We start from the raw sequence: 12740 nt of genomic DNA on the forward strand, positions 1-12740 counted from the left end.
TCGGACAGATTATGGAAAATCCTCCTATGGCTAAGTTTCCAGCAACTGTGATGCTTGCTGGAACGAATTGTTTTACGAAAAGGAGCACGTATGTCAACTAAATATATTTTTGTCACCGGCGGTGTAGTTTCTTCTATCGGGAAAGGGATTGTGGCAGCTAGCTTGGGCCGACTTTTGAAGAATCGCGGTCTCAAGGTTACGATTCAGAAATTTGACCCATATATCAATATTGATCCCGGAACCATGAGCCCTTACCAGCATGGGGAAGTGTTTGTGACAGATGATGGAGCTGAGACAGATCTGGATCTAGGGCATTATGAGCGTTTTATTGACATCAATCTCAATAAATACTCCAATGTCACCACTGGTAAAATCTATAGCGAAGTCCTGCGCAAGGAGCGTAAAGGCGAGTATCTGGGAGCGACGGTCCAAGTCATTCCACATATTACAGATGCTCTCAAGGACAAGATCAAGCGGGCAGCACGGACGACGGACTCGGATGTGATTATCACAGAGGTCGGTGGCACAGTGGGCGACATCGAGTCTCTTCCTTTTTTAGAAGCTTTGCGCCAGATGAAGGCGGATGTCGGAGCAGACAATGTCATGTATATCCATACGACTCTCCTGCCCTATCTCAAGGCAGCCGGTGAAATGAAGACCAAACCGACTCAACATTCTGTCAAAGAGTTGCGAGGTCTGGGGATTCAGCCTAATATGCTGGTCATCCGCACAGAGAAGCCAGCTGGGCAAAATATCAAAAATAAGCTGGCTCAATTCTGTGATGTGGCGCCGGAGGCGGTCATTGAGTCACTGGACGTAGAGCATCTCTACCAAATTCCTCTCAATTTGCAGGCGCAAAAGATGGACCAAATCGTCTGTGACCATCTGAAGCTGGATGTGCCGGCGGCAGATATGACAGAGTGGTCAGCCATGGTTGAGAAAGTAATGAGTTTGAAAAAGCAGGTCCGAATTGCTCTAGTCGGCAAGTATGTCGAGTTGCCAGATGCCTATATTTCAGTTGTCGAAGCGCTCAAGCATGCCGGCTATGCCAATGATGCGGAGGTTAAGATTGACTGGATTGATGCGAATCAGGTAACTGCCGAAAACGCCGCAGAGCTTCTTGGAATTGCGGATGGGATTATCGTTCCGGGCGGCTTTGGTCAGAGGGGAACCGAGGGTAAGATTCAGGCAATCCGCTATGCGCGTGAGCAGGATGTGCCTATGTTGGGCATTTGCTTGGGTATGCAGTTAACCTGTGTCGAATTCGCCCGTCACGTCCTAGGGCTGGCAGATGCCAACTCAGCAGAGCTCAATCCAGACACAGCATTTCCGATTATTGATCTCATGCGTGATCAGATTGATGTCGAAGACTTGGGTGGAACGCTGAGGCTGGGGCTCTATCCTTCTAAGCTTAAGCCTGGCTCTAAGGCGGCAGCGGCTTACGACTATCAAGAAGTCGTGCAGCGCCGTCATCGTCATCGCTATGAGTTTAACAATGATTTTCGCGAGCAGTTTGAGGCGGCCGGATTTGTATTTTCAGGAGTTTCACCAGACAATCGCTTGGTCGAAATAGTGGAAATCCCAGAAAATAAATTCTTCGTGGCCTGTCAGTATCACCCAGAGCTTTCTAGCCGACCGAACCGACCTGAAGGTCTTTATACAGCCTTTGTCACAGCAGCGGTAGAAAAGAGCTCGGATAGATAGACTTGCTTTGTCTGACCTAAGCGACTTTTTTAGAGAAATGTTATAATGAAAAACAAAAGGAGGGAAGAAGATGTTTCTAAACATTTTAGCTAGTATTCGTACTAATAATTTCCAAGATGAGCATTGTATAGAAAAAATCCAAGCTCTCTGGCAGGAACAAGAGGGGGCTGTGAAAGAAGCTTTTGCCCAAGGGGAACCGGTTTATGCTGTCTATCATGACTATGCTAGTGATTACAAAGGAGACTATAGTCTCTCTATCTGCCGTTTGACAGATGGGGAAGTCTATGATTTTGACACATCCGAGCAGACCTATCAAGTATTTGAGGCTGATAAGGAGGATCCTCAAGCGATTCTTCATGCTTGGCAGAGGATTTGGCAGGCAGAAGAAACAGGTGAGCTTCATCGAGATTATACTATTGACTTTGAAAAATACGATCCCGACCAAACGGTGGCTGTCTTTATTGCGACTCAGCAACCTTGAGTTTTCTGTGTTCCTTCCTTAGCTTCATTTTCGCTTAAATTTTCCAATTTTGCTGATTGAGTAGAAAGTTGATTTTTTGAAATAAAGTCAAAAATTTTCTTGACAAGCCTTAGCTGTCCTGTTATACTAGTAAGGTACTCAATCGCGGGGATGGCGGAATTGGCAGACGCGCAGGACTAAGGATCCTGTGACCGCTTTAGGTCGTGAGGGTTCAAGTCCCTCTCTCCGCATCAAGTAAGCTGACTTTGGTCAGCTTTTTCTTTTTCCACTAGAGACGCTTAAAAAGGCTGAGTGTCTCCCTGTAATTCTTTAAAATTTCAGGAAAAACTAGCAATTTTAGTGAAAAAGTGATAAAATAAACAATGTAAGTGGTTTAACCACAAAAAATAAGAGGAGGCCTGATAAGAATGGCAATCGTTTCAGCAGAAAAATTTGTCCAAGCAGCTCGTGACAATGGTTACGCAGTTGGTGGATTCAACACAAACAACCTTGAGTGGACTCAAGCTATCCTGCGTGCGGCAGAAGCAAAGAAAGCACCAGTGCTTATCCAAACTTCAATGGGTGCTGCTAAATACATGGGTGGCTACAAAGTTGCTCGTAACTTGATCGCTAACCTTGTAGAATCAATGGGCATCACTGTACCAGTTGCGATTCACTTGGACCATGGTCACTACGAAGATGCACTTGAGTGTATCGAAGTTGGTTACACTTCTATCATGTTTGATGGTTCACACCTTCCAGTAGAAGAAAACCTTAAATTGGCTAAGGAAGTCGTTGAAAATGCACACGCTAAAGGTATCTCAGTAGAAGCTGAAGTTGGTACTATCGGTGGTGAAGAAGACGGTATCATTGGTAAAGGTGAATTGGCTCCAATCGAAGACGCTAAAGCAATGGTTGAAACTGGAATCGACTTCTTGGCAGCAGGTATCGGTAACATCCACGGCCCATACCCAGCAAACTGGGAAGGTCTTGACCTTGACCACTTGAAGAAATTGACAGAAGCTCTTCCAGGCTTCCCAATCGTATTGCACGGTGGTTCAGGTATTCCTGATGACCAAATCCAAGCAGCTATCAAACTTGGTGTTGCGAAAGTTAACGTTAACACTGAATGCCAAATCGCATTCGCTAACGCAACTCGTGCATTCGCTCGTGACTATGAAGCAAACGAAGCAGAATACGATAAGAAGAAACTCTTCGACCCACGTAAATTCTTGGCTGACGGTGTAAAAGCCATCCAAGCATCAGTTGAAGAACGTATCGATGTATTCGGTTCAGAAGGTAAAGCATAAGAAGCTTGATATATTTTTAAAAAAGTTTATCCGAAAGGATAAGCTTTTTTTGTATTATGACAATTGGACAAGTAAAGAATAAATAATATTTTTCTTACAATCTAATAAAAAAATCTTGACAGATTAGATGATGAGGAGTAAAATATTAACCAGTTAATTAACTGGTTAATTAGTTTAGTAAGTTGTTAAAAATTGAGTTTCTTCTATATTTTATAGAAAAAATATTTAGATGATTTCTTTGGGGGTATATTATGAGTTAATTATAAATTGTGATAGGTTTTAGCGAATTCTATGTAATCAAAAAAGAAAGTGATATCCAATGGAAAAAAATAAGAAATACTTAACAGGAATTGTTGTCATTGCTACTGTGGGTCTTTTTGCTCATCAGCTAGGTTATTATCAGGCAAACAGTTCGATTAAAAAATCCAATCGTGTTAGCTATATTGATGGTAAGCAAGCTGTTCAAAAGTCTGAGGAGTTAACGCCTGACGAAGTAAGCAAAAAAGAAGGGATTAACGCGGAGCAGATTGTTATCAAGATTACTGATCAGGGTTATGTCACTTCTCATGGTGATCACTATCATTATTATAATGGGAAAGTTCCATATGATGCTATTTTCAGCGAAGATCTTTTGATGAAAGATCCCAACTATCAACTTAGGGCTGAGGATATTGTCAATGAAGTCAAGGGTGGATATGTTATCAAGGTTAATGGCCAATATTATGTTTATCTGAAAGATATAGCTCGCGCGGATAATATTCGCAGTAAGGAAGAGATTAATCGTCAAAAGCAGGAACATGGTCATAATGTTACGAAAATAAGCAATGAAGTAGCAGCAGCTAGAGCTCAAGGCCGTTATACAACAGATGATGGCTATGTTTTTAATGCTTCAGACATTATTGAGGATACGGGAGATGCCTATATCGTACCTCATGGTGATCATTTTCACTATATCCCAAAGAGTGATTTGTCGCCTAGTGAGCTAGCTGCAGCTCAAGCTTATCTATCAGGTAGAGGAAAAGTAGCTAGTACTGTAGTCAGCCGTTCGTATAATAATGGAAACGGTGGCTGGATACAGACACAACCTACTGTTACTCAAATTTCAAACAACTATCAACCGAGTCAAGGAGAAGATGTTAAGGGTCTCCTTCAGCAACTTTATAATCTTCCACTTAGTCAGCGTCATGTTGAATCAGATGGCTTGATCTTTGATCCAGCACAAATTACTAGTCGAACACAAAATGGAGTAGCAGTGCCGCATGGTAATCATTATCACTTTATTCCTTATACACAAATGTCGGCATTGGAAGAAAAGCTTGCTCGGACAATTCCTCTTATAAGTCAGCCTAATAAACCTATGTTAGGATTGACACCTTATAGACCTATACCAACTCCGATACTAACTCCATCTCAACCAGCTTTAAAACCGATTCTTCCTCCAAAGTTAAATTTGGAACATGCGGCTTCATTGGATAAGGATTTAATCCAGCAGGTCGTTAGGAAAATAGCTGACGGTTATGTGCTAGAGGATAAAGGAGTGTCCCGCTATCTTTTAGCTAAAGATTTGCCTAAAGAGATTATTACAGCGATTGAAAATAAATTGGCGAAGCAGAAAAGCATACCTCATGTCCTACAAGCTAAGAAAGAATCAGTTGAACCGAAAGATCAAGAGTTTTATGATAAGGTATATGGTCTTCTGGGTCAGACCCATCAGCAATTACTAGATAATAAGGGACGTTTGTCAGATTTTCAAGCCTTGGATGATTTAGTGAAGCGTTTAAATGATGAAACAAGTGATAAGGTGCAATTAATTGATGACTTATTAGCATTTCTTGCGCCTATCAATCATCCAGAACGTCTAGGCAAAGCAAATTCACAGATTGAGTATACTGAAACCGAAGTTCGAGTAGCCCAGCTGGCTGACAAATATACGACATCTGATGGATATATCTTTGATGCCCGGGATATTATCAGTGACGAAGGAGATGCTTATGTAACCCCTCATATGGGACACAGTCACTGGATAGGAAAAGATAGTCTTTCAGCTAAAGAAAAAGCAGCTGCTCAGGCGTATACTAAAGAAAAAGGTCTGCTTCCACCTGCACCAACAGATGATTCCAAAGCCAATCCAAGTGGAGAAAGTGCGGCTGCTATCTACGAACGTGTTCAAGGAGAGAAACGGATACCACTCGTTCGTCTGCCTTACAATGTTGAGCATACTGTAGCAGTAAAAAATGGTAATCTGATTATCCCTCATAAGGATCACTACCACAACATCAAATTTGCTTGGTTCGATGATAAGACTTACCGAGCTCCTAATGGCTATACATTAGAGGATTTATTTGCAACTATCAAGTATTATGTTGAACATCCAGATGAGCGACCACAGTCTAGCGATGGATGGGGGAATGCAAGTGATCATGTTTTAGGTAAAAAAGATGACAAGGAGGATGCTGTTAGCCCAGAGAAACCTCAGGAAGAAGTTGAAGAGGAAACACCAACTGAGCCAGAAGTACCTCAAGTTGAAACTGCTAAAGTAGAAGCTAAGTTGCAAGAGGCGGAAGACTTACTTGAAAAGACGACGGATCCAAGTTTGAAATCCAATGCAACTGAGACCTTAACAGGATTGCGAAATAATCTTAATTTAGGGACTATGGATAATAATAACATCATGGCAGAAGTAGAAAAATTGCTAGCCTTGCTGCAATCTGCTTCTTCAGCTTCTGTGTCAAGTACAGCAGTAACTGATTAGCTGAGGTGAAGGAGTATTGTATGAAAAAAAGAACTGCAGTATTACTAATGCTGAGTATACTAGCTTTGATGCTGGGAGCGTGTACTCAGAAAGAAGAACAACAAGCTAAAGGTTTGAAGATTGTGACCAGTTTTTATCCGGTTTATGCCATGGTTAAAGAAGTATCTGGTGATTTGAATGATGTTCGCATGATTCAATCTAGTACAGGGATCCATTCATTTGAACCATCGGCTAATGATGTAGCTGCTATCTATGATGCGGATGTTTTTGTCTATCATTCACATACCTTAGAGTCGTGGGCGGGGAGCTTGGATCCAAATTTGCAAAAATCTAAGGTGAAAGTACTTGAAGCTTCCGAAGGAATGCCCTTGGAACGTGTACCAGGTTTGGAAGACGTGGAAGCTGGCGAAGGAATCGATGAAAAAACTCTTTACGATCCTCATACCTGGCTAGATCCTGAAAAAGCTGGTGAAGAAGCGCAGATTATTGCGGATAAGCTATCTGAACTTGATAAAGAACACAAGGAAATATATCAAAAAAATGCTAAGAAATTCATTTCTAAAGCTCAAGAATTGACCAAAAAATACCAACCAATCTTTGAAAAGGCTAAGCAAAAGACTTTCGTCACTCAACATACTGCGTTCTCGTATTTAGCAAAGCGGTTTGGTTTGCAGCAGCTAGGTATTGCAGGGATTTCTCCTGAACAAGAGCCAAATGCAAGGCAGCTTACTGAAATTCAAGAATTTGTGAAAACATATAAAGTTAAAACGATTTTTACCGAAAGCAATGCATCGTCGAAAGTGGCAGAAACGCTCGTCAAGTCAACGGGAGTCAGACTGAAAACTCTCAATCCTTTAGAAGCCGATCCCCAAAATGATAAAAACTACCTAGAGAATCTAGAAGAAAACATGAGTATCTTGGCTAAAGAATTGAAATGAGAAGTTAATGCTTAATCTAGCTGAAGACTACAAAACGGAAACCTGCCCATAAGGGTAGGTTTTTTTGGTGTTTTAAGGAAACTATTAAACCAGAAGTTTGTATTAAAAGTATTATTTTAAGAGAGAAATTTTCAATTTCATGATCTATAGGCAAACGCTTGCATTCTATTTTTTGTTGGACTATAATAGGTTGGTATAAAGCCTTCTGTAATAATAAAAGTTAGAAGGTGTAGAAAGTAAGGATTTAGAATACTTGTGTTTGAAAATACGATTTTCTATTCCTTACGATAGCGGAGATAGATATGGCAATGATAGAAGTAGAACATCTTCAGAAAAATTTTGTGAAGACAGTTAAGGAACCAGGTTTGAAAGGAGCTTTGCGCTCCTTTATCCATCCTGAAAAGCAGACTTTTGAAGCGGTCAAGGATTTGACCTTTGAGGTTCCAAAAGGGCAGATTTTAGGCTTTATCGGGGCCAATGGTGCTGGGAAGTCAACAACCATTAAAATGCTGACAGGGATTTTGAAACCGACATCTGGTTTGTGTCGAATCAACGGTAAAATTCCGCAGGATAATCGTCAAGACTATGTCAAGGATATTGGAGTGGTCTTCGGGCAACGAACCCAGCTATGGTGGGATTTGGCACTGCAAGAGACCTATACTGTCTTGAAAGAGATTTATGATGTGCCTGACTCGCTTTTCCATAAGCGCATGGACTTTTTGAATGAAGTTTTGGATTTGAAGGAATTTATCAAGGATCCCGTGCGGACTCTTTCACTTGGTCAACGGATGCGGGCGGACATTGCGGCTTCCTTGCTCCACAATCCCAAGGTTCTCTTTTTAGATGAGCCGACCATTGGTTTGGATGTTTCGGTTAAGGACAACATTCGCCGGGCCATCACCCAGATCAATCAGGAAGGAGAAACAACCATTCTATTGACTACTCACGATTTGAGTGATATTGAGCAACTCTGTGATCGAATTTTTATGATTGACAAGGGGCAGGAGATTTTTGATGGAACGGTGAGCCAGCTTAAAGAAACCTTTGGCAAGATGAAGACTCTTTCCTTTGAACTACTACCAGGTCAAAGTCACCTAGTTTCTCACTATGAAGGACTGCCTGACATGACCATTGATAGACAAGGAAACAGTCTCAATATTGAATTCGATAGTTCCCGCTACCAGACGGCAGATATTATCAAGCAAACCTTGTCTGATTTTGAAATCCGTGATTTGAAGATGGTGGATACGGATATTGAGGATATTATCCGTCGCTTCTACCGAAAGGAGCTCTAAGATGGTCAAATTGTGGAGACGTTATAAACCCTTTATCAATGCAGGGATTCAGGAGTTGATTACCTATCGAGTCAACTTTATTCTCTATCGGATTGGCGATGTCATGGGGGCCTTTGTTGCTTTTTATCTTTGGAAGGCAGTCTTTGATTCGTCGCAAGAGTCTTTGATTCAGGGCTTCAGCATGGCGGATATCACCCTCTATATCATCATGAGTTTTGTGACTAATCTTTTGACCAAGTCGGATTCTTCTTTTATGATTGGAGAGGAGGTCAAGGATGGCTCCATTATCATGCGCTTGCTGAGACCGGTGCACTTTGCGGCCTCTTATCTCTTCACCGAGCTTGGTTCCAAGTGGTTAATTTTTGTCAGCGTTGGACTTCCATTTTTAAGTGTTATTTTTCTGATGAAAATCTTATCTGGGCAAGGCATTGTAGAAGTGTTGGGTTTAACTGCACTATATCTTTTTAGCTTAACCCTAGCCTATCTGATTAACTTTTTCTTTAATATCTGCTTTGGATTTTCAGCTTTTGTTTTTAAAAATCTATGGGGCTCTAATCTGCTCAAGAATTCTCTGATTGCCTTTATGTCGGGGAGCTTGATTCCTTTGGCTTTCTTTCCTAAGGTAGTTTCAGATATCCTGTCCTTCTTGCCTTTTTCATCCTTGATTTACACTCCAGTCATGATCCTTGTTGGGAAATACGATACCAGTCAGATTCTTCAGGCTCTTTTCCTGCAGTTGTTTTGGCTTTTAGTGATGGTTGGCTTGTCTCAGTTGATTTGGAAAAGAGTCCAGTCATTTATCACCATTCAAGGAGGTTAGTATGAAAAAATATCAGCGCATGCATCTGATTTTTATCAGACAGTACATCAAGCAAATCATGGAATACAAGGTTGATTTTGTGGTTGGTGTTTTAGGTGTCTTCCTGACCCAAGGCTTGAACCTCTTGTTTCTCAATGTCATCTTTCAACACATCCCCTCGCTAGAAGGCTGGACCTTTCAAGAGATTGCCTTTATCTATGGTTTTTCCTTGATTCCCAAGGGACTGGACCATCTCTTTTTTGACAATCTCTGGGCACTGGGGCAACGATTGGTGAGAAAGGGAGAGTTTGACAAGTATCTGACTCGTCCTATCAATCCTCTCTTTCACATCCTAGTCGAGACTTTTCAGATTGATGCCTTGGGTGAGCTCTTGGTCGGTGGAATTTTACTAGCGACAACGTTCTCTAGCATTACTTGGACTATTCCCAAGTTCTTGCTTTTCCTAGTCTGCATTCCTTTTGCGACCCTGATTTATACTTCTTTGAAAATCGCGACAGCCAGTATCGCTTTTTGGACCAAGCAGTCAGGTGCTATGATTTACATTTTCTATATGTTTAATGATTTTGCCAAGTACCCGATTTCCATTTACAATTCGCTCCTTCGTTGGTTGATTAGTTTTATCGTTCCTTTTGCTTTTACAGCCTACTATCCTGCTAGCTATTTCTTGCAGGACAAAAATGGGCTCTTTAACATTGGTGGTTTGATTCTGATTTCCCTTGTTTTCTTTTTCATTTCGCTCAAACTCTGGGATAGGGGATTGGATGCCTACGAAAGTGCGGGTTCGTAAGATGGAAAATATGTTTAGTCCTAAAGCTTAAAACATGAAAGGATTTAAAGATGGTAGCGATTGAAGAAGTGAAGGAAGAAAAACAAAAGATGATAGCAGTCAGTGAAGTTTTAAAGGATCTACCAGAATGGTTTGGAATACCTGAAAGTACACAAGCTTACATTGAAGGAGCTAGGGATTTACAAGTTTGGGTTGCTTATCAGGAGAGTAAATTGGCTGGCTTTGTAAGCTTATCTTATTCTAGTGAAGATTGTGCAGAGATTGACTGCTTAGCTGTTAAGAAATTCTATCATAGAGCGGGAATTGGTAGTCAACTTCTAGAAGTTTTAGAAAAATCTGCTCGTCAAAAAGCATCCTATCTGCAAGTAAAAACGGTAGCACCAGGTTATTATCCTACCTATGACAGAACTAACGCTTTTTATCAGGCTCAGGGCTTTAAAAAGTTAGAAATTTTTCCTGAACTTTGGGATAAAAGCAACCCTTGTTTGATTTGGGTTAAGAAATTGTGAAATTCTAACTTGACAAAAAAACTCAAGATGCTAAAATAAAGGGGAAAAGACGCCGATTTAGCTCAGTTGGTAGAGCAACGCACTCGTAACGCGTAGGTCACAGGTTCGATCCCTGCAATCGGCAGAAAGAAAACCAGCAACTTTTTCATGGGTTGCTGGTTTTGTTTATCTAATTCTTATAAAGAAGTAAGAAAAGTTAGACCGCCTAATATCACTCCTGCCGCATTGGGAATGATAAGGATCCAGTCTTTTTTAGGTTCTTTGGTCCAACCATAGATTACCCAAATTAAACAAGAAACTGCTGCGAATAGTGGTTGGAATGGTTGAGCTTTTTCTCCTTGCAAGTTAGCGATAATTTGTGGAATATATGCAATAAAGACAAGAATCCCAATAAAAGCTCCAATAGATCCGACAAAGCGATTAATTTTTTGTTTAGACATATAGTACCTCCTGAGGTACTATTATATCAGAAGGAAAAAAGTTTTCAAATTTGTTTGATCATAAAATAAGACAGATATTCAATATGTGTAAGTCGTGCTTTTATACTAAACGAATCTATTGGAGAGTCTAGGATGAGAAATCAAATTTGCTTAACATTTTTTGAGAAGGGTAAGCTACCACTTAGTTATCAAAAATAACCACTTACTGAAAATGCCTTGTTTCTTTTTTGAAAATTGTTATAATGAAGTCAGAAGCAAGGAAAGGAGTGGCTATGAAGATTAGGATTGAGCTTGATACAGATATGGCAGAAACTGAAGTCGTTATCCGAACGGCTCAATATGGTGAAGAGGTGGCTCGGATTCAAGCAGCTCTTGAACAAGCCAACCGTCAACCGATAGCTTTCTATAAGGATACAAGTGAATATTTTGTCGATTTGAAGAATATTTTATTTTTTGAAACGGATGCTACCAAAATTTATGCTCATAGCAGGGATGATGCTTATGAAGTCAAATTGAAGCTATACGAATTAGAAGAGAGACTTCCGGCATATTTCTGTCGCATTTCAAAGTCTACTATTGCCAATGCCAAGGCTATTTACGCTTTGGATAAATCATTTTCGGGAACCAGTACTATCCAATTTTATGACACACATAAACAAGTGCACGTTTCCCGACACTACTATCAAATTTTAAAAGAAAAGTTAAACGAAACGAGGTAATTTTCATGAAAAAAACAATTTTTGGAATCGGCTTTTTAGTCTTGGCAGCTTGGGTTCTGCTGCAGGGGAATTTTGGGATTCCTGCCTTCAATTTTAATATTTGGCCCATGCTAGTAGTTGCAATGTTTGCCTATTTCGCCTTGGAAAATTTCTTAGAAAGAGACTTTGGCACTGGGCTGATCATGGCAGTTATTGCGCTGATTATTGCCAATGCCGTTTACCACTTTTTAGCTATTTCAACAGGAACCTTGGTTTTGGGTGGTATTCTGGCTTGCATCGGTCTCAATATGATTTTCAAGCCCCGGCGCATTTTTAAGGGGCGTATCTTCTCAACTGCCTCTTCTTCCTCAAAAGATGATATTGCTTTTGGCAGCGGCACGCGCTATATCAACTCAGATAACTTCACCTATGAAAAGTTAGACTGTGCTTTTGGCAGTGCATCGGTTTATTTTGATAATGCGACTATCGAAGGGGACTCAGCAACTTTTGAAGTGGATCTGTCTTTTGGCAGTGTGATGCTTTATGTGCCCAGCGACTGGCGTGTAGAGCTGGATGTAGATAATGCCTTTGGCTCTGTCTACAATCCCCGCAATGTCAATGAAAAGAGAAAAACTCTCTATGTCAAAGGCAACGTGGCTTTCGGCTCTTTGAAGATTAGCTATGTTTAGGAAAACGGATTAATTTCGAAACTTTGGACAAATGTACTTGTCAAACGTCAAGTTTTTTGGTAATATAGGAAGGTATGTGGTGCTAGCACATCCGTAATATTAGATCTAATAGGAGGAAACACGATAATGGCTAAAGTATGTTACTTTACTGGTCGTAAGACTGTATCAGGAAACAACCGCTCTCACGCGATGAACCAAACAAAACGCGCTGTTAAACCAAATCTTCAAAAAGTTACTGTTTTGATTGACGGTAAACCTAAAAAAGTTTGGGCTTCAGCTCGTGCCCTTAAATCAGGTAAAGTTGAACGCGTTTAATCTTTATTTAAAAAGGATGGAAT

The 12740-nt window shown here is 40.7% G+C and carries 13 protein-coding genes and 2 tRNA genes; 14 read left to right on the plus strand and 1 reads right to left on the minus strand.

The features are described 5' to 3' along the window. The first annotated feature begins 90 nt into the window (after positions 1-90). From J1C91_RS01950 to J1C91_RS02000, 11 genes are all read left to right on the plus strand, one after another. Positions 91-1704, plus strand: a complete 1614-nt coding sequence (locus tag J1C91_RS01950; RefSeq protein WP_125439244.1) for a CTP synthase — start codon at positions 91-93, stop codon at positions 1702-1704. 70 nt (positions 1705-1774) lie between these two features. Continuing rightward, a complete protein-coding gene (locus J1C91_RS01955; protein WP_125330349.1) occupies positions 1775-2185 on the plus strand; it encodes a GyrI-like domain-containing protein in 411 nt (136 codons plus the stop codon). 144 nt (positions 2186-2329) lie between these two features. Then, positions 2330-2415 (plus strand) — tRNA-Leu (locus tag J1C91_RS01960). Between the two features lie 177 nt (positions 2416-2592). Further along, a complete protein-coding gene (locus J1C91_RS01965; RefSeq protein WP_125439246.1) occupies positions 2593-3474 on the plus strand; it encodes a class II fructose-bisphosphate aldolase in 882 nt (293 codons plus the stop codon). A 319-nt stretch (positions 3475-3793) separates the two neighbouring features. After that, positions 3794-6226 carry a pneumococcal-type histidine triad protein gene (locus J1C91_RS01970; protein WP_125337935.1) on the plus strand — a complete coding sequence of 811 codons (2433 nt, stop codon included), beginning with the start codon at positions 3794-3796 and terminating at the stop codon, positions 6224-6226. 20 nt (positions 6227-6246) lie between these two features. Then, positions 6247-7164, plus strand: a complete 918-nt coding sequence (locus J1C91_RS01975; RefSeq protein ID WP_125439248.1) for a metal ABC transporter solute-binding protein, Zn/Mn family — start codon at positions 6247-6249, stop codon at positions 7162-7164. A 302-nt stretch (positions 7165-7466) separates the two neighbouring features. Next, positions 7467-8459 carry an ABC transporter ATP-binding protein gene (locus tag J1C91_RS01980; protein WP_125439250.1) on the plus strand — a complete coding sequence of 331 codons (993 nt, stop codon included), beginning with the start codon at positions 7467-7469 and terminating at the stop codon, positions 8457-8459. 1 nt (position 8460) lies between these two features. Further along, positions 8461-9279 (plus strand): ABC transporter permease, encoded by an 819-nt coding sequence (locus J1C91_RS01985; RefSeq protein WP_125439252.1) that lies wholly within the window; start codon positions 8461-8463, stop codon positions 9277-9279. 1 nt (position 9280) lies between these two features. Then, the gene (locus J1C91_RS01990; protein ID WP_002905302.1) at positions 9281-10066 is read left to right on the plus strand and encodes an ABC transporter permease; all 786 of its coding nucleotides are present in this window, start codon (positions 9281-9283) and stop codon (positions 10064-10066) included. Between the two features lie 50 nt (positions 10067-10116). Next, a complete protein-coding gene (locus J1C91_RS01995) occupies positions 10117-10575 on the plus strand; it encodes a GNAT family N-acetyltransferase (RefSeq protein ID WP_002902392.1) in 459 nt (152 codons plus the stop codon). A gap of 51 nt (positions 10576-10626) precedes the next feature. After that, a tRNA-Thr gene (locus J1C91_RS02000) sits at positions 10627-10699 on the plus strand. Between the two features lie 52 nt (positions 10700-10751). Here J1C91_RS02000 and J1C91_RS02005 read toward each other — a convergent pair. After that, positions 10752-11015: a SemiSWEET family transporter gene (locus J1C91_RS02005; protein ID WP_002902394.1), complete on the minus strand. Its 264-nt coding sequence runs from the start codon at positions 11013-11015 to the stop codon at positions 10752-10754. Between the two features lie 272 nt (positions 11016-11287). Between J1C91_RS02005 and J1C91_RS02010 the strand changes: the two genes are divergently transcribed. From J1C91_RS02010 to rpmB, 3 genes are all read left to right on the plus strand, one after another. Beyond that, on the plus strand, positions 11288-11734 hold the full coding sequence (locus J1C91_RS02010; protein WP_023917202.1) for a LytTR family DNA-binding domain-containing protein: 447 nt from the start codon (positions 11288-11290) through the stop codon (positions 11732-11734). Between the two features lie 5 nt (positions 11735-11739). Continuing rightward, positions 11740-12402, plus strand: a complete 663-nt coding sequence (locus tag J1C91_RS02015; protein ID WP_002905297.1) for a LiaF transmembrane domain-containing protein — start codon at positions 11740-11742, stop codon at positions 12400-12402. A gap of 126 nt (positions 12403-12528) precedes the next feature. Next, the gene (gene rpmB / locus J1C91_RS02020) at positions 12529-12717 is read left to right on the plus strand and encodes a 50S ribosomal protein L28 (protein WP_001140948.1); all 189 of its coding nucleotides are present in this window, start codon (positions 12529-12531) and stop codon (positions 12715-12717) included. Positions 12718-12740: the final 23 nt, after the last annotated feature.

The organism is Streptococcus sanguinis (assembly GCF_050222175.1).
Classification (GTDB): domain Bacteria; phylum Bacillota; class Bacilli; order Lactobacillales; family Streptococcaceae; genus Streptococcus; species Streptococcus sanguinis_M.